This window comes from Brevundimonas sp. SGAir0440, from assembly GCF_005484585.1.
GTDB lineage: Bacteria > Pseudomonadota > Alphaproteobacteria > Caulobacterales > Caulobacteraceae > Brevundimonas.
In genome coordinates this window covers 124,468-148,124 of record NZ_CP039435.1, presented here as the reverse complement: position 1 = coordinate 148,124, position 23,657 = coordinate 124,468, and the positions used below count along the sequence as shown (strand labels likewise).

The following is a 23,657-nucleotide window of genomic DNA, read 5'->3' as shown; positions in this document are numbered from 1 at the left end:
GCCGTGTAAGGAGTCTGGAATGAAGACTTTCGATCTGGATGGCCGCATCGCCGGCTGGCGCGGGCCGGTTCTCGCGGCCCTGCTGACGCTGATCGCCGGGCTGCCGGGCCTGCTGCTGCTGCCGCCGCTGGATCGCGACGAGAGCCGGTTCGCCCAGGCCACGTCCCAGATGCTGGAAAGCGGCGACTATGTCGACATCCGCTATCAGGACGAGCCGCGCTGGAAGAAGCCGGTCGGCATCTACTGGATGCAGGCGATCGCCGTGGGCCTGACCTCGGATGTCGAGGACCGCGAAATCGCCCCCTATCGCATCCCGTCCCTGCTGGGCGCCATGCTGGCGGCCTGGGCCGTGGCCTGGGCGGGCTCGGCCATGCTGGGCCGCCGGGTCGGCTTCTTCGGCGGGGCCATCATGGGGGCGACCTTCCTGTTGTCGACCGAGGCGAGCATCGCCAAGACCGACGCCATGCTGTGCGGGGCGACGACCCTGGCCATGGCGGCGCTGGCGCGCATCTATATGGCGACGAAGGCGGGCGAACGTCCAATCCGGCCACACAAGCTGCTGTTCTGGATCGGGATCGGTCTGTCGATCCTGATCAAGGGACCGATCGGGTTCCTGGTCGTGGCCCTGGCGATCATCGCCCTGTCGATCTGGGATCGAAATATCAAATGGCTGTATCGCCTCGGCTGGGGGTGGGGTCTGCCGCTGGTCGCCCTGATGGTCGGACCGTGGGCCATCGCCATCACGATCGCCACCGACGGCGGTTTCTGGCGCGAGGCCATCGGCGGGGACCTGGCGCCCAAGATCGCCGGCGCGCACGAAAGCCATTCGGGTTTCCCCGGCATGTATCTGCTGCTGGCGCCCCTGCTGTTCTTCCCCTCGACCCTGCTGTTGCCCGCCGCCGTGTCGACGGGTTGGAGCCGACGCGCCGAGCCGGCGATCCGGTTCCTGGTCTGCTGGCTGGTCCCGGGCTGGCTGATGTTCGAACTGGCGCCGACCAAGCTGTGGCACTACACCCTGCCGACCTTTGGAGCGCTGGCCCTGCTGGCGGCCGCCGCCCTGGCCCAGCCCATCGGCAAGGTCTCGCGCATCACCGGCGCGGTGCTGGGCGCGTTCGCGGCCCTGCTGATCATCGGCATCACCGTCTATGGGCTGACCGTCTACGGCACCTCGACAGCCCAGACCTGGGCGGCGCTGACGGTGGTCATGGCGCTGGCGGCGGGGGCGATGGGTGGCTTCCTGCTGCTGAACCGCGCGCCGGTCGCGGCTCTGGTCGCCTCGCTGGCCTTCGGGATCGTGGCGCACGCGGCCCTGTCGGGCACCATCCGCCAGCTGCGGCCCCTGGCCATCGCGCCCCAGCTTGAAAAGGCGCTGGAGGCGGCGGACCTGCACCCGCGTCAGGGCCGCACGCCGGGGCCGGTGGCGATCACCGGCTTCCATGAACCCAGCTTCGTCTTCCTGACCGGGCGCGACACCGACCTGACCGACGCCCAGGGCGCGGCCGAGGCCCTGGCCGAGGGGCGGCCCGCCATCGTCGAAGGACGCGACGCCGACGCCTTCCGTGCGGCTGCGGCGCGTCTGGGCGTGTCCGGTCGCGCGGTCGGGACGGTCAACGGCTACAACTATTCGGCCGGCGATCCGGTCAGCCTGACCGTCTATGCGCCGCCGCCCCGAAACGGGAACGGTAACGGCAACGTCGTGGCGGGAGCCGAGTGATGGGCCGCTTCATCCAGATCGTCGAAGTCGGGCCGCGCGATGGCCTGCAGAACGAAAAGGCGGTGCTTGAGCCCGCGGTTCGCGCCGATCTGGTGCGACGGCTCGAGCAGGCGGGGGCGAAACGGATCGAGGCCGTCTCCTTCGTCCATCCCAAATATGTGCCGCAGATGGCCGGCGCCGAAGAGGTCATGGCCGCCCTGTCGCATGAGGCGGGGCGCAGCCGCATCGGCCTGGTGTTGAACGGCAAGGGCTATGACCGGGCGCTGGCGACCGGAGTGGACGAGGTCAATGTCTCGGTCGCCGCCACCGACGGCTTCGGTCTGAAAAACCAGGGCCTGGCGGTGAAGGATCAACTGGCCATGCTGGGCGAGATCGTCGCCCGCCGCCACAACGCCGAGGCCAGCGAGGGCGCGCCGTCGCTGTCGGCCATGATCTCCTGCGTCTGGGGCTGTCCGTTCGACGGCGAGGTTTCCGTCGACCAGGTCGCGGATATGGTCGGCGCCATCGCCGAGAAGGGCGTCGGCGAGATCGGTCTGGCCGACACCATCGGCGCGGGCGATCCTTGGGCGGTGACGAAAAAGATCGAGGCGGCCAGGGCGGCCGCGCCGAATGCGACCCTGCGCCTACACTTCCACGACACCCGCAACACCGGCTTGGCCAACGCCTATGCCGGCGTCGAGGCGGGGATCGACGTGCTGGACGCGTCTGTCGGCGGCATTGGCGGCTGTCCGTTCGCGCCGGGCGCCACGGGAAACATCGCCACCGAGGATCTGGTCTATATGCTGGCGCGGGGCGGGTTCGAAACCGGCTATGATCTGGACGCCCTGATCGCGACGGCGCGCTGGATTGGCGAAGCCATCGGCCGGCCGGCGCCGTCGGCGCTCAGCCGGGCAGGCGGATTTCCCAAGCGCTGAACCCTTGTGGCGGCGTTTCGCAAACGGCGCTAAATCAGGGTGAACAGGCGTAGCCGTTGGACCGGCTGCGAAGAGGACCGTCCATGCTGCTCGCCATTCCGCTGCTGCTGATCCCGGTGGTGCTCTACAATATCGTGGTGCTGTTCGGCGCGCCGAGCGGGGCGGGGATGGTGCAGGCGGACGTGCTGCTGCGCGATCCGCTCTTTTCCGTCACCATGACATCGGGAGCGCAATGGACGATCGGATCGGGCGACCTGATCCTGTTTCTCGGCCTGATCCTGCTGTTCTTCGAGCTGGTAAAGTCCACCTCCAGCCAGCGGATCGCCATCATCAATCACGCCCTGTCGATGATCCTGTTCATCGGCGTGCTGGTGGAGTTCCTGCTGCTGCCGGGGTTCGCGACCTCGACCTTCTTCCTGATCGTGATCATGATCCTGCTGGACGTGCTGGCCGGGTTCATCGTGACCATCATCGCGTCGCGCAAGGATTTCGATTTCGGCGGAGCGTGAGCCCAACGGCTCTCCCCGACAACGGCCTCAAGCAGCGCGAAGCGCGGTAGGCCCCAAGAAATATGCGCTCAAGTCGCGCAAAGCGCGATAGGCCCTAAGAAACATGCGCTCAAGCAGCGCGAAGCGCGGTAGCGCTTACGAAAATGCCGTGAAGATCAGGGCGACGACGGCGATGTCGAAGGCTTTGGCGACAAGGGTGAAGACGGCGGGCATGGGCGGGTCCGGCTGACAGCGTTCTGCCTCGCCCCCAGCAAACCCCGTGCCGCCGGAGCAGCGTCAGCTCAGATTTCGGTCTTGGCGGTCTTGCCTGTTTTCGGACGACGCTCGGCCGCGCCCGAATATTCGGCTCCAAGGTAGGCGGAGCGGGCCGCGTCCAGCACCGGCGGGCCGCCGCGCAGGCCCCGTTTCTGGCCGCTCTGGCCCATCTGCTGGGCCACGAAGGCGGCGGCGCCGGGCTCGGGCGTCGGCAGGGCGGCAGCCCTTGCCGGGGCCGGTTGGGGTTCGGCGATCTCAGGCGCATCGACGGGGACCAGGGCGCGCGAGGCGGATCGGGCGCGCCGCTCGCGCTCGCGGCGTTCGCCTTCGCGGCGATCCACCCGGTCCGGTCCGCCGACGGCCTGGATCCGATCGGTCATTTGCCCTTGCCGCCCGCCAGCTTTTCGATCTGACGGCGCATCTCGTCCATCTGGCGACGCATCTCGTTCAGGGCGTCGGGCGCCTCGGGCGGCGGCGCGGGTTCAGCCTTGTCGTCCGACGCGGCCGGGGTCGGCTCGGCGCGCGGATAGGTGAAGGCCGGGAACATCTGCATGGCGCGCTCGAACATCGCCATATTGGCGCGCGCGGCGTCCTCCATCAGGGTCGCGCCGGCGCCGGTTCCGAAGGCGCGGCCCATCTGACTGGCGAACTGCTCCTGCTGGCGACCGAAGTTGGCCAACGACATCTCCAGATAGGAGGGCAGGACGCCCTGCATCTGACCGCCGTAGAAGCCGATCAGCTGGCGCAGGAACTGAACCGGCAGCAAGGCCTCTCCCCGGCTCTCTTCCTCGAAAATGATCTGGGTCAGGATCTGGCGGGTCAGGTCGTCGTTGGTCTTGGCGTCATAGACGACGAACTCGGTCCCCTCGCGCACCATGGTCGCCAGGTCTTCCAGCGTCACATAGGCGCTGGTCCGCGTGTTGTAGAGCCTGCGGTTCGCATACTTCTTGATGACGACCTGAGCGCTGTCGCCGGTCTTTCCGCCCTTGTTCTTCTCGTCAGCCACGCTTGTTCTCGCGATGTTGCAACGCGTCACTATCCTCCGTTGCGACGCGATGCGCCAGAGGGGGCGAAATCGCCGGGAACGGACGGTCGATCAGTGGCTCATCGCCGGGGCCAGCACGACGCCGACCAGCACCGCCGTCCAGTGGACTGTCGCGCCGGTGACGACGAAGCCGTGCCAGATGGCGCGGCGGAACTTCACGCGCGGGCTGATGAAGACGAAGACCCCGGCGGTATAGATCAGGCCGCCGATGACCAGCAGAGCCAGAGCGATCGGATGCACCGTCTCCACCATCGGCTTCAGGGCCGCGACCGCCAGCCAGCCGAAGACGACGTAGACGCCGCTCCAGAATTTGTCCGAGATGCGCGGGGCGAACAGCTTCACCCCGGCGCCGAGGAAGGCCAGGGTCCAGATCAGGGTGGTGAAGCCGATGGCCCACAGACCTTCGAACCGTTGGGTCGTGAAGGGGGTGTAGCTGCCGGCGATCATCAGGAAGATCGCCGCCTCGTCCAGTCGCCGCAGCACCGGCCGCGCGGCGCAGGGGTTGGTCCAGTTATAGAGGGTCGAGGCCGTCAGCATGCCGACGAGGCACAAAGCGTAGATGGCGGTCGCCATCACGCCGCCGATCCCCGCATAGACCCCGGCCAGACCCGCCAGAATGATGCCGCCGACCGCCGCCAGCATCAGGCCGACGACGTGGACCCACAGATCCGCCAGCTTTTCCGCGCGCGTCGGATAGTGCTCGATCATGTCCAGCTCGTCCGGCGTGCAGACGTGGGTGACAAGACGTTTCAGCGTGCGCAGCATGGACCTTCCAATCCGTCGATCGCCTCTATCGTTCCGAGACAATGCGCCGACAGGGTGACGATTGGCTGAATCGCGCCCTGTCGATGTCGTCGCAGGTGACGAACGCGCTGCAATGCGGCAAAACGGTCCCGCCGAGTTATTCTCCAAAGAGTGAAATCCCATGACCGACGTCGTCATCGTTTCCGCCGCGCGCACCCCGGTCGGCTCCTTCCTGGGCGCCCTGTCGTCCCTTCCCGCGTCCAAGCTCGGCGAGGTCGCCATCAAGGCGGCGCTGGAACGGGCCGGTGTTTCCGGCGACGAGGTCGATGAGGTGATCCTGGGTCATGTGCTGCAGGCCGCGGCGGGTCAGGGCCCTGCGCGCCAGGCCGCGGTCGGCGCGGGCGTTCGAAAGGAGGCCGCCGCCTGGAGCCTGAACCAGATCTGCGGCTCCGGCCTTCGCGCCGTCGCCATCGCCGCCCAGCAGATCGCTCTCGGCGACGCCAAGATCGTCGTCGCCGGCGGTCAGGAGAGCATGAGCCAGGCGCCGCACGCCCAACAGCTGCGCAACGGGCACAAGATGGGCGACGTCGCCCTGGTCGACACCATGGTCAAGGACGGCCTGTGGGACGCCTTCAACGGCTATCACATGGGTCAGACGGCCGAGAACATCGCCGAAAAATGGTCCATCAGCCGCGAGGCGCAGGACGAATTCGGTCTGGCCAGCCAGCACAAGGCCGAGGCGGCCCAGAACGCCGGCAAGTTCGATGAGGAGATCGCGCCGGTCGTCATCCCCGGCCGCAAGGGCGATGTTACGGTCGACAAGGACGAATACATCCGCCACGGCGCGACGCTGGAGCTGATGCAGAAGCTCAAACCGGCCTTCACCAAGGACGGCAGCGTGACCGCCGCCAATGCGTCCGGGCTGAACGACGGCGCCGCCGCCCTGGTGCTGATGAGCGCCGACGAGGCCAAGGCGCGCGGGCTGGAACCGCTGGCCCGCATCGCCTCCTACGCCACCGCCGGCGTCGATCCGTCCATCATGGGGACCGGCCCGATCCCGGCGTCGAAGAAGGCGCTCGAGAAGGCCGGCTGGGACGTTTCCGATCTGGATCTGGTCGAGTCCAACGAGGCCTTCGCCGCCCAAAGTCTGTGCGTGGTCAAGGAGCTGGGTCTCGACCCGGCCAAGGTCAACGTCAACGGCGGCGCCATCGCCATCGGCCATCCCATCGGCGCCTCGGGCGCGCGCATCCTGACGACCCTGCTGTTCGAGATGAAGCGGTCGGGCGCGAAGAAGGGTCTGGCGACCCTGTGCATCGGCGGCGGCATGGGCGTGGCGATGTGCGTCGAGCGCGCGTGATCCGATAAGAAGAAAGGGGCGAGGTTTTCCTCGCCCCTGAACTCTTAGTCCGCCGCCGGATATTCGAACGGATCGCTCGGCGTGGGCTGGGTCGGCAGCGGCATGCGCGGCAGGGGCTCGTCGCGGTTGGCGGCGTTCAGCAGGAAGCTGGCCAGGATGACGGCCGCCTGACGCAGGTCCTCGGCCTTCAGGTGGTCGTAGCTGTCGATGCTGGTGTGGTGCAGGCGGCTGGAATAGTCGAGCGGGTCCTGAATGAACTGATACCCCGGCACGCCCACGGTCTGCATATAGACGTGGTCGGTGCCGCCCGAGTTGCGCAGCGAGACGGTCGTTGCGCCCATGCTGGCGAACGGCGCCAGCCATTCCTGGAAGATCGGGGCGGCGGCGACATTGCCCTCGGCGTTGATGCCGCGGATCTTGCCCGAGCCGTTGTCCAGATTGAAATAGGCGACCAGATCGCGATAGCCGGCGCGCGGCTCGATCGGCCAGCGGCTGCGCCAGGTGCGGTTGTCCGGCAGGCCCGCCAGCGCCGGATCGTTCGACGGCGCACGCGTCGCCAGATGCCGGTCGACATAGGCCAGCGAGCCCAGGATGCCTTGCTCCTCGCCGTTCCACAGGGCGAAACGGATGGTGCGCTTGGGCTTGACGTTGAGCGCCTTCAGGATGCGTGCGGCCTCCATGACCACCGCGCTGCCGGCGGCGTTGTCGACAGCTCCGTCCGAGGCGACCCAGCTGTCCAGATGGGCGCCGGCCATGACGTATTCGGTTCCGCGCGCCGTGCCGGGGATGTCGGCCAGGATGTTGTAGGCGTTGACGTCCTCGTCATGGAAGCGGACCTCGCTCATCAGCTCCAGCGTCGGCGGCGCGTCGGTCAGGGCCAAGCGCGCCAGACGGCGATAATCCTCGGCCGCCAACTCCATCCCAGCCAGCTTGGGCGTGGCGCCGACCTGGTAGGTGTAGCCCGTGCCGTGCAGCAGGCCGCCGTCACGCTGGGAAATCCGCACCCAGGCCAGGGCGCCCTCTTCGGCCAGGAAGGCGTCCAACTGATTGGCGAAGTTGACGGTCTTCAGCGAGCGTTCGATGGCGGCCGGCGAATGCTGGGGCTGATTATAGGTGTTGCGCTCGGCCAGCTCGGCGCTGGTCCAGCGGCGGAAGGCCGGCTCTGTCGGCTCGGACCCCGTGCCCGGCTGGGACAGCATGACGATCTTGCCCGACAGCTTGCCGCGCCATTTGTCGAAGTCCTCGACCTTGGAGATCGGGGCCACGATCACGCCGCCGCTGATCACGCCATTGGTCGAGGGCGTCCAGGCCACCGGGATGGCGCGCAGATCCAGCGGGCGCGGCGCGGTCATGCGCGCGCTGGAGCGGACGATGGACCAGCCCCGGCCGAACTCGAATCCTTCGGCGCGCACGTCGGACAGACCGTAGTCGCGGAACTGCTGCTGCGCCCAGCGTTCGGCCTCGCGCATCTGGGGCGAGTTGGTCATCCGCCCGCCGATCCGGTCGGTCAGATAGGCGGCGGTCTGCATCACCTGACTGTGGTTCAGCCCCTGGTCGATGATGCCGTTGACGGCGACGCGGTCCACCGACTGGGCGGCGACCGGCGTGGCGAGAAGAGCGGCGGCGGAGACGAAGGCGAGCAGACGCGACATGGATTTCCCCAAGAAAGCCCGATGGCTGAACAGGGGCGCATCTGATGTGATCCGGTCGCGGAGTGCAAACCGCAAACGGCGTCCAGACCGCGACGATCAGCCCCAGGGACCGCGCGGCTCGTTCGGGGTGGTCGGGACGCCCGTGGTGGTGAAACTGGCGGCCGGTCGCGGCTGGGTGAGGTCCGGCGTTCGGGCGCGGGACTGCATTCCCATCTTCGCGCCAAGCTCCATCAAGGCCCGGACGCGGTTTCCCGTCGCCGGATGGGTCGAGAACAGATTGTCCGCACCGCGACCCGCCAGCGGATTGATGATGAACATCTGACCCGAGGCCGGATTGCGCTCAGCCGTCTGATTGGTGATCCGCCTGGCGTAGGCGTCGATCTTCTGCAGGGCCGAAGCCAGGGCCTGGGGATCGCCGGCGATCTCGGCGCCGACGCGGTCGGCCTCATATTCGCGGCCCCGGCTGATGGCCATCTGCACCAGACCGGCGGCCATCGGCGCCAGCAGCATCAGGGCGATCGTGCCAATGATTCCGCCCGGCCGCTCGCGGTCGTTGCCGCCGAAGAACAGGGCGAAGTTGGCGAGCGCGGCGATGGCTCCGGCGATAGTCGCCGTCACCGTCATGATCAGGGTGTCGCGGTTCTTCACATGGGCCAGCTCGTGCGCCATCACCCCGCGCACCTCCTCGCGCGTCAGCATGTCCAGCAGGCCGGTGGTGGCGCAGACGGCGGCGTTCTCGGGGTTTCGGCCGGTGGCGAAGGCGTTGGGCTGATCATTGGGAATGATGGCGACCTGCGGCTGGGGCAGGCCGGCGTCGCGGGCCATCTGACGCACGTCGGCGACATAGTTCCTGACCACGGCGTTGGGGTGCTGCTCGTCGACCGGCTGGGCCCGGTACATCTTCAGCACGATCTTGTCGGCGTTCCAGTAGCTGAACAGATTCATCCCGCCCGCGAACAGCAGGGCGATCGCCATGCCGGTCGCGCCGCCGATCAGATAGCCGACCCCTGCGAACAGGGCCGTCATCGCCGCCAACAGAATGAAGGTCTTCAGATGGTTCATCGCGGTTCCATTCCCGATCCGTCTGGCGTCCCGGGCTTGAACCTCTATTTGAGAGAAGGCGCATCAAGCCTCAAGGGAGCCGCCCTGTGACCGAACATCCCACCCTCGCGCCGAATGACGCCGACGAGACGCCGGCTGCGGCGCCCGTTTTCAATGCCGACGTGCCCCACGCCACGCCGGAACGGCCGCTCAGCGAGGCCGCGCGGCGCGCGCTTCAGGAAGCGGCGGATCGTCGCGCGGCGGAATCGACGGTTCAGGCGGACACGGAATACGGCGGTCCGACCGGTCCCGAACCGACCCGTTTCGGCGACTGGGAGAAGAAGGGGCTGGCGGTCGATTTCTGACCCGCCGGCGTGCTGAAACGGGCGCAAAGGTTAACCACGCCTTAAGAAACAGGCGCCGGACTTGCCAGTGTCGGGACAACTCAGAGGAGTCTGTCCCGTGACGATACAGTCGATACTTACCGCCGCGTCGGCGGCTCTGCTGCTCTCCGCAGCGCCCGCTCTGGCCGGTGGTCCCGGTCACGGGGGTTATGGCGGGGGCCACCCCGGCGGCGGCTGCGGCGGGGGATGCGGCGGCGGCGGTCACTACGGCGGCGGCAACTACAACGCCAACCACAACGTCAATGTGAACGTGAACGGCGGCGCCTACGCCAATGCCAACGCCAACGCCTATGCGAGCGCCTCCAGCTATTCGGCGAGCAGCGCCCGGTCCTATTCCAGCTCGTCCAGCTTCCAGCGCGGCTATGTCGGCGGCGGCACGACCTATGTCGGAAGCGGCGGCTATTCGGACGGCTATTACGGCGGCGGCTATGTCGGCGGCGTCAGCGCGACCTCGGTCCTGGTCGGTCGTCCTCCGGTCAGCGCTCCGGTGGGATATCCGGTCTACGGGTTCGGCCGTGACTACATCGGCTGGCGTCCGTATCCGGGCCGTCCGATCGACTGCAACTGCCGTCCGCCCGTTCGCCCGCCGGTTCGCTACGAACACCGCTATGAGCAGCGTTACGAGCAAGGCTACGTCGATCAGCCGCCGGTCTATGTCCAGGCGCCGCCCGTCCAGATCGCGCCGCAGCGCATCTATGTCGCGCCTTCTCAGGTCAGCCTGGCCCCGCCCCAGATCGAGATGGGACCGCCTACCTATATCGAACAGCCGCCCATCTATGTGCAGGCGCCGCCGGTGAACATCGGGCCGCAACGCGTTCAGGTGGCTCCGTCGCAGGTGAATTTGGCTCCGGCCCAGGTCGATGTCGGCCCGCCCGTCTATGTCGATCAGGCCCCGGTCTATGTGCAATCGGCGCCCGTCAACATCGGCCCGCAACACATCCAGGTCGCCCCGGCCCAGGTCAATGTCGCGCCCGCCCAGGTCGAGGTCGGCGGCCCGGTCTACGTCGATCAGTCGCCAGTCTATGTGCAGTCCGCGCCGGTCAATGTGGCTCCGGCCCAGGTCTATGTCGCGCCGCCGGAGGTGAACACGGCCCCGCCGCCGCCTCCTCCGCCCCCGCCGCCGTCGGGCTACTACGGCGACCTGCCGCCGCCCGAGGCGCCTGCGCCCCACGCCCCGCCGCGTCACGGCTATGCCCAGGAGCCGGGCGAGCGCGGCTGATCGCCTCGCGCTGGAACAACTGAAGACGAACGGTCGCCCTGGTCTGTCTCAGATCAGGGCGATCTGCTGTGCGATCGCTTGCGCCGCCGCGCGCGGATCGGTCGCCGCCGTGATTGGTCGACCGATGACCAGATGGGTCGCGCCGGCTTCAAGCGCCGCCTGTGGCGTCGCCGCCCGCGCCTGATCGTCTAGCGCCGCGCCGACGGGTCGCACGCCGGGCGTGACGATCAGAAAGTCGGGCCGGCCCGCCTCGATCGCCAGAGCCCGGGCACGCGCCGCCTCATGCGGGCTGGAGACGACGCCGTCGATTCCGGCCTCCAGCGCCTGACGCACGCGCCGCTCGACCAGATCGGCCGGCGACAGGCTGTGGTCGTCGGCGGCCAAATCGTCGGCTGTCAGGCTGGTCAGAACGGTGACCCCGAGAACCTTCATCTTCGATCCCGCCGCGCCGCGCGCCGCCGCCGCCATGACCTGGGGTCGCGCATGCACCGTCAGCAGGTCGCAATCCGCGCCCGCCAGATTGGCCGTCGCCTTCTCTACGGTCGCGCCGATGTCGTGCAGCTTCCAGTCCAGAAAGATCTTCCGGCCCTGCGCCTTCAGTTCCCGCGCCAGCGCCATGCCATCGACCGCGAACAGTTGCAGTCCGACCTTGTAGAAGCCGATCGCATCGCCGATCCGCTCGGCCAGGGCGGCCGCCTCGGCCGTCGTCGGCACGTCCAGGGCGCAGATGATCCGCTCGTCGGGCGCACGATCGGAGGCGGTTTGGGGATCGGTCATCGACGGACTCGCGCTGAGCGGCTATGCCGGACACGAGGGCGCGTCGGCAGGGCGGCGTGATGGATTGAGGGCGAGGGCAGGCGATGAACGCAGTCGATTTGGGTGTCAACCTGTTCGTGACCCTGTTCGCCCTGCTGGACCCGATTGGCAATCTGCCGATCTTCGCCGCCGCGACGGCGGGGGCGACCCTGCGTCAGCGGATTTCGGTCTCGGCCCTGATCTGCGCCTTCGCCGCCGTCTTCCTGGCCTTCTTCCTGTTCACGGGCCTGGGCCTGTTGCAGTTCTTCGGCATTTCGCTGGCGGCGTTCCGCATCGCGGGCGGCATACTGCTGCTGTTCCTGGGTCTGGACATGGCGCGCGGCGACTTTCTGGCCATGTTCGCCGACAAGGATGCGCTGGCGGATTCCAAGGATGTGCGCGGCTATGCCCGCAGGCGTTTTCAGCGTCTGGTCGTGCCCTTCGCCATTCCGCTGATGATCGGTCCTGGCGCCATTTCGGCGGTCATCATCCAGGCGGGCGAGGCGGCCAAGCTGGGCTATGCCGGGACCATGGGATCGTTGGTGGCGATCGCGGCGGCCTGCGCCGTCTCCTTCGTCTGTTTCGCCCTGACAGGCTCGCTCAGCCGCCTGCTGGGCGAGGTCGGCATGGCGATCATCGTCAAGGTTCTGGGCCTGATCCTGTGCGCCCTGGCGATCCAGTTCATCCTGCTGGGCCTGGGCGAGGCCATCCCCGGCATGATCTCCGGCGCGGTGACGACGCCTTATCCGGCGACGAAATAAGGCGTCAATCCGCGTCGTCCTCGATGGCGTGGATGTCGTCGTCGGTCAGGCCCAGGTGGTGGCCGATCTCGTGGATCAGGACGTGGGCGATCAGTTCGCCGATCCCAACGTCGCCGCGCTCGCACCATTCGTCCAGGATGGGGCGGCGATAGAGGAAGACCCGCGACGGCTCGGCCGCCGGGCCCAGGCTGTCGCGCCGGCCGATGTCCACGCCGTGATACAGGCCCGTCAGCTCGAACGGATCCTCGATCTCCATCTCGGCAAGCGTCGACTCGTCGGCGAAGTCGTCGATGCGGATGACCACCTCGCCCGCCGCATCTTTGAACGGTCCGGGCAGGGCGTCGAACGCCTCCTGCGCCAGGCGGGCGAAGTCGTCGAGAGAGGGGGCGATCGGGTCGGTCATGCTCGCGATATCGCCGTCTCGACGCCCTGCCGCAACGGGGCGCGATGACGCGATTACGAGACTGCCGCTTTTTCGCGCGCTTGGAGTATGGTTAGCGAATCGGGGCTGAGACTCTTCTCCAGGGACACGAATGGCCGAGGCCGACATCGCCTATGTCGCCACAGCGGGCGCAGCCGGACTGGCCATGGCCGTCAGCGCCTGGGCCTTGCTGCTGCGTGGGCGGTTGCATGAGACCGCCGTCGCCGCCGAGCGCGAGCGGGTCGAGGCCCTGGCCGACCTCAGCCGCCATGACGCCATGCTGCGCGCCTTCGACGACGTCAGCCTGGCCCTGACGCCGGATGGGCAGGCGGCCGGTCTGCCGATCGGTTCGGCCGAACTGATCGCGCGGCTGGCGGGTGAGGACACCGAGGCCGGGGCCGCCGTCCTGAACAAGCTCCGGATCACCCACGGCGCGCTGATCGACGCCCTGGTTCACGAAGGTCAGGCGTTCGAAGGTCTGGTCGCGCTGGACGATGTAGAGCCCTGGCGGATCGAGGGACGGGTCGCGGGCGGTTCGGCCTGGCTGCGGCTGTCGCCCGCGTCGCGCTTCACCCTGACCGGGGCGGATGCGACGGAAAGCGGCCTGGCCCTGCTGGGCGACGCCTCGCCCACCCCGACCTGGGTCGTGGACGGGACCGGCAAGCTGGCCTGGGCCAACCGCGCCTGGCTGAACGAGACCAATGCCGAGAGCATCGACGACGCCGTCGAAAAGGGCGTGTCCTTCGACCGCGGCGCCGACGCCCTGGTCGCCGAGGCCGCGCGTCTGGGCGTGCGCCAGGAGGGCTTCCGCTGGACGACCGGCGGGGGCGCGCGGCGCGCCTGGCGCATCATCGCCGAACCGGCGGGCGGCGGCGCCGTCACCGCCTTCGCCATCGAGGTGACCGAGGCGGAAGAGACGCGCGACACCCTGCGCCGCCACGTCGACGCCCATGACGAGACGCTGAACCACCTGGCCGACGCCGTCGCCATCTTCGGCCCGCAAAAGCGGCTGGCCTTCCACAACACCGCCTTCCAGGCCTTGTTCGACATCGACGCGGCCTGGCTGGACGAACGTCCGACCCATGCCGAACTGCTGGACCGTCTGCGCCAGCGTCGCAGCCTGCCCGAGGTCGTCGACTACGCCGGCTGGAAGGCGCGTGAGTTGGAGTTCTACGGCGCGTCGGAGGCCTCGCCGGACGACAGTTGGTCCCTGCCGGACGGGCGCACCCTGCGCGTCGTGCGCCAGCCGCACCCGCTGGGCGGCATTCTGCTGATCTTCTCGGACATCACCGACGAGCTGAAGCTGCGCAGCCGCTTCAACGCCCAGATCCAGGTCCAGCGCGCGACGCTGGACAAGCTGAACGACGCGGTCGCGGTGTTCGGCTCGGACGGCCGACTGCGCCTGCACAATGAGGCCTTCGAAACCTTCTGGAACCTGTCGGCGGACAAGATCGCCACGGCCTCGGATTTCGACGCCCTGGCCGAACTGTGCAAGGCCGTGCTGCCCGATCCCGCCCTGTGGCTGGGACTGAAGGCGCGCGTCGCCGATCCTGATCCCGAGAGCCGCGTCGCCATCTCCGGCGAGGGCCGGACCGTGGACGGTCGCGTCGCCGCCTGGCAGACCCGTCCCCTGCCGGACGGCGCGACCCTGGTCGCCTTCTCGGACGTGACCGCGCGTCGCGGGCTGGAGCAGGCGCTGGTGCAGCGCGAACAGGCCCTGGCCGAAAGCCAGGCGCTGAAGCGCGAGTTCGTGGGCAGCGTCTCCTATGAGTTGCGCACGCCGCTGACGACCATCGTCGGCTATTCCGAACTGCTGGAGACGATGGGCGAGCTGCCCGAGCGCAGCCGCCAGCACGCGGGCGCCATTCGCATCGCCGCCAGCCAACTGGCCCGCTCCATCGACGACGTGCTGGACATGGCCCAGATCGACGCCGGCGAGATGGAGCTGTCGCTGGGCGACCTCAGGGTCTGCGACCTGCTGAGCCAGGCCGCCGAAAAGGTCCGGGCGCGGGTCGAGGGGCGCGGCGCCACCCTGACCGTGTCCTGTCCCGCCGATCTCAAACCCATCCGCGCCGACGAGCACCGCATCGGCCAGGCGCTGGATCATCTGCTGGAGAATGCGGCGCGCGCCGTGTCCGAAGGCGGGGCGGTGGAGCTGAAGGCCGAGACCGGCCCGTCCGAAATCCGCCTGACGGTGTCCGACACCGGGCGCGGCATTCCCTATCACCTGCAGGCCCATGTCTTCGATCGCTTCGTGCGGCGTGAGAGGGGCGGCCCCGGCGTGGGTCTGGCCCTGGTCAAGGCCCTGGTCGAACTGCACGGCGGCTGGGCCGAGGTCGAAAGCGAGCCGGGCAAGGGCGCCGCCTTCATCCTGCATCTGCCGCCGGGCGCCGCGACCACCGCCGCCGCGCCCGAGCTTCAGCTAGAGATTTAGCGTCGCGAAGCCTTCGAGGCGTCCCGCGCCGGGCCGAACTCGGCGCCGGCGTTCCATTCCGGCCATTGGTCCCCGTCCGCCAGCTCGCGACCGACGGCGTAGATCAGGGCCACATCGGCGGCGGCGGCGTCCATCGTCCAGGTCGAATTCCATTCGTCCGTGGGCTGATGATAGCGGTTCTGGACGTAGTCGCGGCTGACCGCGCTGGCGCCGGTGAAGCCCGCCGCCGGGAACAGGGCCGGCACGCCCTTCAACGCCAGGGGGAAGTGGTCCGAGCGATAGAAGGCCCCGGCCTGGGGCGCCGGATCGGCGATCAGGGTGCGGCCCGTCTCGGTCGCATGGCGGGCCAGAATGTCGTCCAGCTGGTTCTTGCCCTTGCCGATGACGACGACGTTCGGGTCGATCTCGGCTCCTGGCAAAAGGCTGTCGACGTTGATGTTGGCGACCGTGATCTCCAGCGGCCAGACCGGGTTGGCGGCGTAATAGGTTGAGCCCAGGAGGCCCGCCTCCTCGCCCGACCAGGCGGCGAAGACGACCGATCGTTTGGGGCGCGGCCCCTCCGCGAAGGCGTGGGCGAGTTCCAGCAGGGCGGCGACGCCGGTCGCATTGTCCACCGCCGCATTATAGATCTTGTCGCCTTGGGCGTTCGGCGTGCCGACGCCGTAGCCGTCCCAGTGGGCGCCGTACATGACGGTCTCGTCCGGGCGTTCGGAGCCGGGAATGCGGGCGATGACGTTCTTGGTCTCCACCTTGTCGGCGATCTGGCCGAAATCGACGCTCATCGTCAGGCCGGGCAGGACGATGGGCTTGAAATCGACGCTGCGCGCGCTGTCCTTCAGGGCGGCAAAATCCAGGCCGGCGGCGGTGAACAGCTCTTCCACCTTGGCGCGCTGGATCCAGCCCTGGAACGCCGCGCGCTCGGCGTCGGGGTTGGCGCGCACGATGTCGAACTTTGGCGCGGCCGATGAGTTCTGCAGCGTCGACCAGGGATAGCCCGCACCCGCCGTCTCATGCACCACCAGTACGCCCGCCGCGCCGCGACGACCCGCCTCCTGGAACTTGTAGGTCCAGCGGCCATAGAAGGTCATGGCGTTCCCGTCGAACTTGCCCGCGACCGGATCGCCGTCGGGCGCCTGGAAGTCGGGATCGTTGACCAGGACGACGATGACCTTGCCGCGCACGTCTACGTCCTTGAAATCGTCCCACTGGCGCTCGGGCGCCGTGGCACCATAGCCGACGAAGACCACGGGCGCGTCGGTCACCGTGATGTGGTTGGTCGGCCGGTCGCTGGACACCAGAACTTCGGGACCGCGCTCCAGGCTGATGGTCTTGCCGCCGACGGTCGCGGCGACGGTCGCCGGACCGTCCTGGCGCGTGCGCGACAGATGGGCGACCTGAACGAAGGCGCCGTCCGGCCCACCGCCCTCGGCCCCCGCGGCCTTGAACTGTTCGACCAGCCAGGTAACGGTTTTTTCCTCGCCGGCCGAGGCGGGGGCGCGGCCTTCGAACTCGTCCGACGCCAGAATCCGAACCGACTCATTCATCCGCGCGGCGTCGATGTTCGGCATCGTCTCCTGCGCCAGTGCCGGCGAGCAGGCCATCATCAGGGCCAGGATGGAAACAGCGGGGAGGGCGTGGCGCATCGGATACTCCTGATCGAACCGCGCGACCCTGCCTTTCTCAGTCCCGGCTGTCGAGCCAGTCGATGACGCCGTCGGCCGCGACGACGGCGGAGGCGAAGCTGGCCTGAAGCAGATAGCCGCCGGTCGGCGCCTCCCAATCCAGCATCTCACCGGCGACGAAAACGCCCGGACGCGCGACCAGCATCAGCCGTTCGTCCACGCCGTCCAGTTTGACGCCGCCCGCCGAGGAGATCGCCCGCTCCAGTCCCTGAACGCCGGTCAGGGTCAGCGGCATGGCTTTGATCCGTTCGGCCAAGGCCCGAGGCGAGGCGGGCAGGGGGCCGGCCTCATAAAGCAGGGCGACGGCGGCCAATTCCAGGCCGACCACCTTGCGCAGATGGTTTGACAGGCTGGCTTTGCCGCGCGGCTTGGACAGACGGTCGGTCAGTTTTCCGATCGCTACATCGGGCTTCAGATCGATCTGGATCTCGGCGCGCCCTTCGGTCTCGACCGCCGTCCTCAGCGCCGCGGACAGCGCATAGATGACCCCGCCCTCGATGCCGTAGCGGGCGATCATCGCCTCGCCCCGCGCGGTCCGCTCGCCATGGGCGATAGCGACGCCTTTCAGCGGCTGGCCCGCGAATCGATCACGGAACAACGCCGACCAGGCGACGTCGAAGCCGACATTGGCTGGCCGGAACGGCGACACGGCGGCGCCCTGCGCTTTGAGCCACGGCGTCCAGGCGCCGTCCGAGCCCAGACGCGGCCAGCTGGCGCCGCCCAGAGCCAGGACCACGGCGTCGGGTCGTTCCAGGCGCTCCCCGTCCGGCGTCTCGAATGTCAGCGCGCCGTCGCGCCAACCGGTCCAGCGCGAGCGCGTGCGAATCTCGACGCCCTGCGCCTCCAGCCGCGCTAGCCAGGCCCGCACCAGCGGCGAAGCCTTCATGGTCTTGGGAAACACCCGCCCGCTGGAGCCGACGAAGGTCTCTTGCCCCAGCGCCTCGACCCAGGCGGTCAGGTCGGCAGGCGTGAACTGGTCGATCCAGGCGGCGGCCGTCGGCTGGGCGGGGCCATAGCGGGTCAGGAACCGATCGAGCGGTTCCGAATGGGTCAGGTTCAGACCGCCGCGCCCGGCCATCAGCAGCTTGCGCGCCACGGACGGCATCCGGTCGTGCACCACGACCGTCGCCCCTGCCTGCGCCAGCCGTTCGGCCGCCATCAGCCCTGCTGGGCCGGCGCCGATCACATGAACGGTGCGAGAGGTCGTAAGACGGGGCGACTGTTGCATGGCGTGGCTTTGCGCGCTTGCGGCCGCGCTGGCTATAGGCGTCGTCATCGCTATGTTCCGTGTCATGAGCGTTGCCTTCACCCGCGAAGAAGATCTGGAAGCCACCGCCGCCGACCTGGCGGACCGCCCGATCTCGCCCCATCCCAATCTGGTCACGCCCGAGGGGCTGGCCGCGATCGAGGCCGAACTGGCCTCGGCCCGCGCCGCCTATACCGCCGCCCAGGTGCAAGGTTCGATCGAGAGCGACCGCACCGCCATGGCCCGCGCGACGCGGGACCTGCGCTACTGGTCCGCCCGGCGCGCCTCAGCGCAGTTGGTCGAACCGACCGAGGACGATGGGGCCGTGCGGTTCGGGGGTTCGGTCTCCATCGAGCGCGAGGACGGGCGCGCCCAGACCTGGCGCATCGTCGGCGAGGACGAGGCCGATCCGGCCGCCGGCTCGGTCAGCCATGTCTCGCCCCTCGCCCGCGCCGTTATGGGCAAAAGGGTCGGCGACGAGGTGACGGTGGCCGGTCAGTCGGCCGAGATCGTCGCGGTCGGCTAGCCCTCAGTTCTGGGCGTCGTCGTCGCCGAGCATATCCCGCATCATGTCCAGGATCAGCTTCTGCTTGCGCGCGGGCAGGCGTGGCGCCAGCCGGGTGATCTCGACGCTGGTCTTGGTGGGGCGATGCTCGTGGTCGAAGGCGGGCGCCTCTTCGGCGACGCCGACCGTCGCGCTGCTGTAGCCGTCGAAGAAGAAGGGGATGCCGACCTTCATGAACTCGGCCATTTCGAACAGTTTCGACGCCGAGACGCGGTTCGTGCCCTTTTCGTACTTCTGCACCTGCTGGAAGCTGACGCCGACGGCCTTGGCCAAGGCGGTCTGGGTCAGGCCAAGGTCGAGACGCTTTTCCTGAACGCGACGGCCGACATGGCGATCGACGGGGTGCGGATCCTCGTCCTTTTCACGCGCCATCGCCGTCACCCTTCACCTAGATCGCTACTCGACTTCCCTGGACCCTAGATCGCCGGATCGACGGCCACAAGGACAGGATGAACGCTGTTAGCATTGAGAAAAAGAACAGGAAATCGCCAAATCGACCATAGGGCGTCACGCCCGTTGGACGGGGCAGGGGGGCGTCGATCACGCCCATGACGCCGGGCTCCAGTCGCTGACCCTCCACGATCCGGCCCCACGGATCGATCATGGCCGAAATGCCGGTCGGCGTGGCCCGCGCGATGGGCAGGCCGGTCTCGATCGCGCGATAGCTGGCCAGGTTCAGATGCTGGCGCGGGCCCGAGGTCGCGCCGAACCAGGCGTCGTTCGACGCGTTGACGATCCACTCGGGCCGTCCAGCCGCGCCGGGCGTGAAGCCGGGATACAGGCTCTCATAGCAGATCAGAACCTGTGCCGGGGGAGCGCCCGGAAACGAAATCGGGGCCGGCGTCGGTCCGGCGGAAAAGTCGCTGGGCATATGCACCAGGCTGCGCAGGCCGATGGAGGTCATGATCGACCCCAAGGGCAGATATTCGCCGAACGGCACCAGCCGGTGCTTGTCATAGACGGCGGCGACCCGAAGACCCGCTCCGCCTTCGTCAGCCAGGGCGAACAGGCTGTTGTAATAGCGCGCGCCCTCGGGCGCGGTCAGGTCCGGCTCGCCCCGCGCCAGGCCCATCAGCAAGGTCTGGCCGGGACGCAGGGCGCCCGCGATGGCCTGGGCGTCGGCGGAGGCGAAGACGTCGTTGGCCGAGGCGGGCAGGGCGCCTTCGGGCCAGACCACGACGTTGGGCGTCCGCGCCGCCGCCTGACCCGTCAGGGCGACATAGCGATCGACGATGGAGCGATAGGCCTCGGGCGACCATTTGGTCTCCTGCTTCACATCGGCCTGAACCAGGCGGACGACCGTGTCGGTCAACTGAAGGTCCGATTGCGCCAGCCTGACGGCGCCGAAGCCGCCGACGGCGATCAGCGCCAAGGCGCCTAGGCCTGCAGAGATCAGGCGGCTGCGCTTGTCGCCCGGCCCGATCAAAGGCGCGAAAGCCGCCGTGGCCGCGACCGTGACCAGGCTCAGCCCATAGACGCCGACGACCGAGGCGAACTGGGACATGCCGCCGCCCGCGCGCCAGGTCGCGCCGGCCGGATTCCACGGAAAGCCCGTCAGCACATGACCGCGCAACCATTCGGCCGCGCAGAACAGGGCGGCGAACAACAGCACCCGCACGGCGCCCAGCGGCGCGAACCGACGATAGAGGGCGCAGGCCGTCCCCCAGAACAGACCCAGGCCCGCCGGGAGCAGGCTGGCCGCGAACGGCGCCATCCACGCCTGTTCGGGATTGACGAAAAACGCCTCGGCCACCCACCAGCAGCCGACGAAGAAATAGGCGAACCCCGCCAGCCAGCCCATCCAGAAAGCGCCGCGCATCGTGTCGGACCGCTCCGACAGGATCATCAGCAGCGGATAGCCCAAAAGCCCGATCAGCACGCCGAACGGCGGATGGGCGAAGGCCGTCCCGGCGCCGGCCAGCAGCGCCAGAACGATGCGTATCAGCCGCCATGTCAGGGCGCGTTTCCTGTCAGGCAGGGCGCGGATCGGGGCCGCGAAACGGTCCAGCAGGGCGTCGGGGAACATCGGGTCAGTCCTGCTCGGTGAGATAGGGGTCGGCGACGCCGATCTGGGCCAGGATGTCGCGCTCTTCGGCCTCCATCTCCTCGGCCTCGGCGTCGTCATCGTGGTCGCGGCCCAAGAGGTGCAGCACGCCGTGGACGACCAGATGGCTCAGATGATCGGCCAGGGTCTTGCCCTGCGCCTCGGCCTCGGTCGCGCAGACGCCGTAAGCCAGGACGATGTCGCCCAGATGCGGAAAGGCGTTTTCCGGCGCCGGGAAGGACAGGACATTGGTCGGCTTGTCCTTGTCGCGAAACCGACCGTTCAGTTCGCGCACGGCGGCGTCATCGGTCAGCAGGACGACGATGTCGCCCTCCACCGTGCCAAGCGCGGCCTGCGCCGCGCGTTCGACGACGGCCTCGGCGTCCGGCAGGGCGCCGGTCCAGGCCTCGGCCTCGACTTCAATCTCGATCATGCGGGGTCTTCGAGGTCCGAGGCGGGGCGTCCGCGCGCGGCGTCGGCGTCATAGGCGCGCACGATCCGCTCGACCATGGCGTGACGCACCACGTCGGACGCCTCGAACTTCAGGATGCCGACGCCCTGGACCCCGTCCAGGATGCGCAGGGCGTGGGCCAGACCGGAATCGCGCGGGTTCAGCAGGTCGATCTGCGACGGGTCGCCCGTCACCACCATCCGCGCGCCCTCGCCCAGGCGCGTCAGCACCATCTTCATCTGCAGGCGGCTGGTGTTCTGGGCTTCATCGACGATGACGAAGGCATGGCTGAGCGTGCGGCCGCGCATGAAGGCGATGGGGGCGGCTTCGATCTCGCCCTTGTCGCGGCGACGCTGCACGTCCTCGGCGCCCAGAATGTCGTTCAGCGCCTCCCAGATCGGCGCCAGATAGGGATCGACCTTTTCGTTCAGGTCGCCGGGCAGGAAGCCCAGCTTCTCGCCCGCCTCGACCGCCGGGCGGGTGATGACCAGCCGGTCCACCTGCCCCCGCCGCAGCAGCGATGCGCCATAGGCCGCCGCCAAAAAGGTCTTGCCGGTGCCCGCCGGGCCGACGCCGAAGCTCAGTTCGCACCGGCCCAGCATGTCCAGATAGGCGGCCTGCGCCTTGGTCTTGGGCACGATGGCGCCGCGCTTGCCGCCCGGCAGCGACACGCCCGCCGCCGCCATGCCCGGCGTGCCGCGACCGCCGCGCGCCTGTCCCAAGGCCGCGCGCACGTCGGCCTCGGTGACTTCCGCGCCCAGGGCCGCGCGCTTGGCCAGATCCTCGATCACCTGGCGGGCGTCCGTGCGGTCGCGGGCGCCGCCATTGACGGAGACCCCGCCGCCCGGGGCCTCGACCAGCACCTTGAAGGCGTCCTCGATCAGGGCGACGTGGCGACTGTTCGGCCCGATGACCGCCCGCAGTTCGGCATCGTTCAAGGGGACGAATTCAGACTCACGCGCCATCAAGCGGCCTTTTCTTTTTGGGCTGTCGCCGAGCCTGCGGGACCCGGCTGCCTGAGCCCGTCTGCTAAGAGCCGGCCTGACAGACTGTTCTGCTGGCCGGCGATGATCTCGACCGGAACGATCTGCCCGATCAGATGATCCGCGTCATCGACGTGGACCGATTGAAGATATGGGGATCGACCGATCGCTTGGCGACGGTGGCCATGCCGTCCCGGCTTGTCGAACAGCACGTTCAGCGTCCGGCCCACCTGCGCCGCGTTGAAGGCGGTCTGCTGTTCCGTCAGCAGGCCGATCAGGCGATGCAGTCGGTCCTTGACGATTTCCGGCTCGACCTGTTTGCCCATGCCCGCCGCCGGCGTGCCCGGTCGCGGCGAATAGGCGAAGGCGAAGGCGCCGGCGTAGTTCACGCGCCGCACCAGATCCAGCGTGTCCTCGAACTCCCGATCCGTCTCACCGGGGAAGCCGACGATGAAATCGCCCGCAATGGCGATATCGGGCCGTGCAGCGCGGATTCGGTCGATCAGGTCGAAATATTTCTGACGCCCGTGCTTGCGGTTCATTGCCCGCAAAATGCGATCCGACCCCGCCTGAACCGGAAGGTGCAGATAGGGCATCAGGGCGTCCAGATCGCCATGCGCGGCGATCAACTCATCGGCCATGTCGTTGGGATGGCTGGTCGTATAGCGAATGCGGTCCAGGCCGGGGATCTCGGCCAGGGCATAGGCCAGTTCGGCCAGGGTCGCCTTGCGCCCGTCCGGCCGCTCGCCGTCATAGGCGTTGACGTTCTGGCCCAGCAGGGTGACCTCGCGCACGCCCCGATCCGCCAGTTGTCTCGCCTCTTCCAGCACCGCCGCCATCGGCCGCGACCATTCGGCGCCGCGTGTATAGGGCACGACGCAGAAGGTGCAGAACTTGTCGCAACCCTCCTGCACCGTCAGGAAGGCGGTCGGCCCCTCGGTGAAGCGGGCCGCGGGCAGGGCGTCGAACTTGTCGTCGGGAGCGAAGTCGGCGCCGATCCGCTCGCCCCGCGCCCGCGCCGTGCGGGTCAGAAGCTCGGGCAGCTGGTGATAGGCCTGGGGACCAACGACGATGTCGACGGCCGGTTGACGCCGCATGATCTCCTCGCCCTCGGCCTGGGCGACGCAGCCGGCGACGGCGATGGTCAGGTCCCCGCCAGTTTCGCGCCGGATGTCGCGCATCTCGCGCAGCTTGCCGAGCTCGGAATAGATCTTCTCGGCCGCCTTTTCGCGGATGTGGCAGGTGTTCAGGATGACGAAGTCGGCGGCCTTCACGTCGTCGGTGACGCCATAACCCAGCGGGCGCAGCACATCGGCCATGCGCTCGCTGTCATAGACGTTCATCTGACAGCCGTAGGTCTTGATGAACAGACGCTTTTCGGGCGCCGTCTCGACTTGAGGAACCAGGGTCTCGGTCATCGT

The 23,657-nt window shown here is 68.4% G+C and carries 23 protein-coding genes; 9 read left to right on the top strand and 14 right to left on the bottom strand.

The genetic code is table 11. The features are described 5' to 3' along the window. The first annotated feature begins 19 nt into the window (after positions 1–19). The 3 genes from E7T10_RS00725 (at position 20) to E7T10_RS00715 (ending at position 3,137) form a co-directional block, all read left to right on the top strand. Positions 20–1,714, top strand: a complete 1,695-nt coding sequence (locus E7T10_RS00725) for a glycosyltransferase family 39 protein (RefSeq protein WP_137720316.1) — start codon at positions 20–22, stop codon at positions 1,712–1,714. Beyond that, the gene (locus E7T10_RS00720; RefSeq protein ID WP_137720315.1) at positions 1,714–2,628 is read left to right on the top strand and encodes a hydroxymethylglutaryl-CoA lyase; all 915 of its coding nucleotides are present in this window, start codon (positions 1,714–1,716) and stop codon (positions 2,626–2,628) included. Before E7T10_RS00725 ends, E7T10_RS00720 begins: the two co-directional genes overlap by 1 nt. 83 nt (positions 2,629–2,711) lie before the next feature. Continuing rightward, positions 2,712–3,137 (top strand): hypothetical protein, encoded by a 426-nt coding sequence (locus tag E7T10_RS00715; RefSeq protein WP_066553946.1) that lies wholly within the window; start codon positions 2,712–2,714, stop codon positions 3,135–3,137. A 281-nt stretch (positions 3,138–3,418) separates the two neighbouring features. On the opposite strand, the gene E7T10_RS00710 is transcribed toward E7T10_RS00715, so the two are convergent. The 3 genes from E7T10_RS00710 to E7T10_RS00700 all read right to left on the bottom strand — a co-directional run bounded on the left by E7T10_RS00710 (position 3,419) and on the right by E7T10_RS00700 (position 5,202). Then, positions 3,419–3,772: a hypothetical protein gene (locus tag E7T10_RS00710; protein ID WP_137720314.1), complete on the bottom strand. Its 354-nt coding sequence runs from the start codon at positions 3,770–3,772 to the stop codon at positions 3,419–3,421. Beyond that, positions 3,769–4,398, bottom strand: a complete 630-nt coding sequence (gene phaR / locus E7T10_RS00705; protein WP_137720313.1) for a polyhydroxyalkanoate synthesis repressor PhaR — start codon at positions 4,396–4,398, stop codon at positions 3,769–3,771. The genes E7T10_RS00710 and phaR overlap by 4 nt, the downstream gene beginning before the upstream one ends. A 90-nt stretch (positions 4,399–4,488) precedes the next feature. Continuing rightward, positions 4,489–5,202 (bottom strand): hemolysin III family protein, encoded by a 714-nt coding sequence (locus E7T10_RS00700; RefSeq protein WP_137720312.1) that lies wholly within the window; start codon positions 5,200–5,202, stop codon positions 4,489–4,491. Positions 5,203–5,362: 160 nt separating this feature from the next. On the opposite strand from E7T10_RS00700, the gene E7T10_RS00695 reads away from it, so the two are divergent. Continuing rightward, positions 5,363–6,538, top strand: a complete 1,176-nt coding sequence (locus E7T10_RS00695; protein ID WP_137720311.1) for an acetyl-CoA C-acetyltransferase — start codon at positions 5,363–5,365, stop codon at positions 6,536–6,538. A 44-nt stretch (positions 6,539–6,582) separates the two neighbouring features. Here E7T10_RS00695 and E7T10_RS00690 read toward each other — a convergent pair whose 3' ends face one another. After that, positions 6,583–8,190 (bottom strand): M20/M25/M40 family metallo-hydrolase, encoded by a 1,608-nt coding sequence (locus E7T10_RS00690; protein WP_137720310.1) that lies wholly within the window; start codon positions 8,188–8,190, stop codon positions 6,583–6,585. A 96-nt stretch (positions 8,191–8,286) separates the two neighbouring features. Further along, positions 8,287–9,252, bottom strand: coding sequence for a zinc metalloprotease HtpX (gene htpX, locus E7T10_RS00685; protein ID WP_137720309.1), 966 nt, complete (start codon positions 9,250–9,252; stop codon positions 8,287–8,289). A gap of 86 nt (positions 9,253–9,338) precedes the next feature. On the opposite strand from htpX, the gene E7T10_RS00680 reads away from it, so the two are divergent. Beyond that, complete coding sequence (locus E7T10_RS00680) at positions 9,339–9,596, top strand: DUF1674 domain-containing protein (RefSeq protein ID WP_137720308.1); 258 nt, start codon at positions 9,339–9,341, stop codon at positions 9,594–9,596. A gap of 97 nt (positions 9,597–9,693) precedes the next feature. Further along, positions 9,694–10,854, top strand: coding sequence for a hypothetical protein (locus E7T10_RS00675; RefSeq protein WP_137720307.1), 1,161 nt, complete (start codon positions 9,694–9,696; stop codon positions 10,852–10,854). Between the two features lie 48 nt (positions 10,855–10,902). Here E7T10_RS00675 and pyrF read toward each other — a convergent pair whose 3' ends face one another. After that, positions 10,903–11,631 (bottom strand): orotidine-5'-phosphate decarboxylase, encoded by a 729-nt coding sequence (gene pyrF / locus E7T10_RS00670; RefSeq protein WP_137720306.1) that lies wholly within the window; start codon positions 11,629–11,631, stop codon positions 10,903–10,905. 83 nt (positions 11,632–11,714) lie between these two features. On the opposite strand from pyrF, the gene E7T10_RS00665 reads away from it, so the two are divergent. After that, a complete protein-coding gene (locus E7T10_RS00665) occupies positions 11,715–12,410 on the top strand; it encodes a MarC family protein (RefSeq protein WP_017505485.1) in 696 nt (231 codons plus the stop codon). 4 nt (positions 12,411–12,414) lie between these two features. On the opposite strand, the gene E7T10_RS00660 is transcribed toward E7T10_RS00665, so the two are convergent. Further along, positions 12,415–12,813, bottom strand: a complete 399-nt coding sequence (locus E7T10_RS00660; protein ID WP_137720305.1) for a metallopeptidase family protein — start codon at positions 12,811–12,813, stop codon at positions 12,415–12,417. A gap of 130 nt (positions 12,814–12,943) precedes the next feature. Between E7T10_RS00660 and E7T10_RS00655 the strand changes: the two genes are divergently transcribed. After that, the gene (locus E7T10_RS00655; RefSeq protein ID WP_137720304.1) at positions 12,944–15,265 is read left to right on the top strand and encodes a PAS domain-containing sensor histidine kinase; all 2,322 of its coding nucleotides are present in this window, start codon (positions 12,944–12,946) and stop codon (positions 15,263–15,265) included. Here the strand turns inward: E7T10_RS00655 and E7T10_RS00650 are convergent. Together E7T10_RS00650 and E7T10_RS00645 are read right to left on the bottom strand one after the other, a co-directional pair. Beyond that, entirely contained in the window at positions 15,262–16,908 is a 1,647-nt protein-coding gene (locus E7T10_RS00650) for a M28 family metallopeptidase (protein ID WP_137720303.1), read from the bottom strand. The two genes, E7T10_RS00655 and E7T10_RS00650, sit on opposite strands and share 4 nt — an antisense overlap. Positions 16,909–16,945: 37 nt before the next feature. Next, complete coding sequence (locus E7T10_RS00645; RefSeq protein ID WP_137720302.1) at positions 16,946–18,175, bottom strand: TIGR03862 family flavoprotein; 1,230 nt, start codon at positions 18,173–18,175, stop codon at positions 16,946–16,948. A 64-nt stretch (positions 18,176–18,239) separates the two neighbouring features. On the opposite strand from E7T10_RS00645, the gene greA reads away from it, so the two are divergent. Next, positions 18,240–18,719, top strand: coding sequence for a transcription elongation factor GreA (greA, locus tag E7T10_RS00640; protein WP_168189859.1), 480 nt, complete (start codon positions 18,240–18,242; stop codon positions 18,717–18,719). Between the two features lie 3 nt (positions 18,720–18,722). Here greA and E7T10_RS00635 read toward each other — a convergent pair whose 3' ends face one another. From E7T10_RS00635 to miaB, 5 genes are read right to left on the bottom strand one after another with little or no spacing between them, the layout of a single operon-like run. Beyond that, positions 18,723–19,130, bottom strand: coding sequence for a helix-turn-helix transcriptional regulator (locus E7T10_RS00635; protein ID WP_066625335.1), 408 nt, complete (start codon positions 19,128–19,130; stop codon positions 18,723–18,725). 16 nt (positions 19,131–19,146) lie between these two features. Then, positions 19,147–20,784 carry an apolipoprotein N-acyltransferase gene (lnt, locus tag E7T10_RS00630; protein ID WP_137720300.1) on the bottom strand — a complete coding sequence of 546 codons (1,638 nt, stop codon included), beginning with the start codon at positions 20,782–20,784 and terminating at the stop codon, positions 19,147–19,149. Between the two features lie 4 nt (positions 20,785–20,788). Continuing rightward, on the bottom strand, positions 20,789–21,235 hold the full coding sequence (gene ybeY / locus E7T10_RS00625) for an rRNA maturation RNase YbeY (protein ID WP_137720299.1): 447 nt from the start codon (positions 21,233–21,235) through the stop codon (positions 20,789–20,791). Then, a complete protein-coding gene (locus E7T10_RS00620) occupies positions 21,232–22,218 on the bottom strand; it encodes a PhoH family protein (RefSeq protein ID WP_137720298.1) in 987 nt (328 codons plus the stop codon). The genes ybeY and E7T10_RS00620 overlap by 4 nt, the downstream gene beginning before the upstream one ends. Further along, positions 22,218–23,654, bottom strand: coding sequence for a tRNA (N6-isopentenyl adenosine(37)-C2)-methylthiotransferase MiaB (gene miaB, locus E7T10_RS00615; protein ID WP_246846066.1), 1,437 nt, complete (start codon positions 23,652–23,654; stop codon positions 22,218–22,220). The genes E7T10_RS00620 and miaB overlap by 1 nt, the downstream gene beginning before the upstream one ends. Positions 23,655–23,657: the final 3 nt, after the last annotated feature.

Bases quoted from the DNA above. Each gene is read 5' to 3' on its own strand.
- E7T10_RS00700 (WP_137720312.1), bottom strand. From the start codon at position 5,202: ATGCTGCGCACGCTGAAACGTCTTGTCACCCACGTCTGCACGCCGGAC.
- pyrF (WP_137720306.1), bottom strand. From the start codon at position 11,631: ATGACCGATCCCCAAACCGCCTCCGATCGTGCGCCCGACGAGCGGATC.
- E7T10_RS00655 (WP_137720304.1), top strand. From the start codon at position 12,944: ATGGCCGAGGCCGACATCGCCTATGTCGCCACAGCGGGCGCAGCCGGA.
- htpX (WP_137720309.1), bottom strand. From the start codon at position 9,252: ATGAACCATCTGAAGACCTTCATTCTGTTGGCGGCGATGACGGCCCTG.
- E7T10_RS00635 (WP_066625335.1), bottom strand. From the start codon at position 19,130: ATGGCGCGTGAAAAGGACGAGGATCCGCACCCCGTCGATCGCCATGTC.
- E7T10_RS00695 (WP_137720311.1), top strand. From the start codon at position 5,363: ATGACCGACGTCGTCATCGTTTCCGCCGCGCGCACCCCGGTCGGCTCC.
- E7T10_RS00660 (WP_137720305.1), bottom strand. From the start codon at position 12,813: ATGACCGACCCGATCGCCCCCTCTCTCGACGACTTCGCCCGCCTGGCG.
- E7T10_RS00720 (WP_137720315.1), top strand. From the start codon at position 1,714: ATGGGCCGCTTCATCCAGATCGTCGAAGTCGGGCCGCGCGATGGCCTG.
- greA (WP_168189859.1), top strand. From the start codon at position 18,240: ATGAGCGTTGCCTTCACCCGCGAAGAAGATCTGGAAGCCACCGCCGCC.
- E7T10_RS00650 (WP_137720303.1), bottom strand. From the start codon at position 16,908: ATGCGCCACGCCCTCCCCGCTGTTTCCATCCTGGCCCTGATGATGGCC.
- ybeY (WP_137720299.1), bottom strand. From the start codon at position 21,235: ATGATCGAGATTGAAGTCGAGGCCGAGGCCTGGACCGGCGCCCTGCCG.
- E7T10_RS00690 (WP_137720310.1), bottom strand. From the start codon at position 8,190: ATGTCGCGTCTGCTCGCCTTCGTCTCCGCCGCCGCTCTTCTCGCCACG.
- E7T10_RS00715 (WP_066553946.1), top strand. From the start codon at position 2,712: ATGCTGCTCGCCATTCCGCTGCTGCTGATCCCGGTGGTGCTCTACAAT.
- lnt (WP_137720300.1), bottom strand. From the start codon at position 20,784: ATGTTCCCCGACGCCCTGCTGGACCGTTTCGCGGCCCCGATCCGCGCC.
- E7T10_RS00665 (WP_017505485.1), top strand. From the start codon at position 11,715: ATGAACGCAGTCGATTTGGGTGTCAACCTGTTCGTGACCCTGTTCGCC.
- E7T10_RS00725 (WP_137720316.1), top strand. From the start codon at position 20: ATGAAGACTTTCGATCTGGATGGCCGCATCGCCGGCTGGCGCGGGCCG.
- E7T10_RS00645 (WP_137720302.1), bottom strand. From the start codon at position 18,175: ATGCAACAGTCGCCCCGTCTTACGACCTCTCGCACCGTTCATGTGATC.
- E7T10_RS00710 (WP_137720314.1), bottom strand. From the start codon at position 3,772: ATGACCGATCGGATCCAGGCCGTCGGCGGACCGGACCGGGTGGATCGC.
- miaB (WP_246846066.1), bottom strand. From the start codon at position 23,654: ATGACCGAGACCCTGGTTCCTCAAGTCGAGACGGCGCCCGAAAAGCGT.
- E7T10_RS00620 (WP_137720298.1), bottom strand. From the start codon at position 22,218: ATGGCGCGTGAGTCTGAATTCGTCCCCTTGAACGATGCCGAACTGCGG.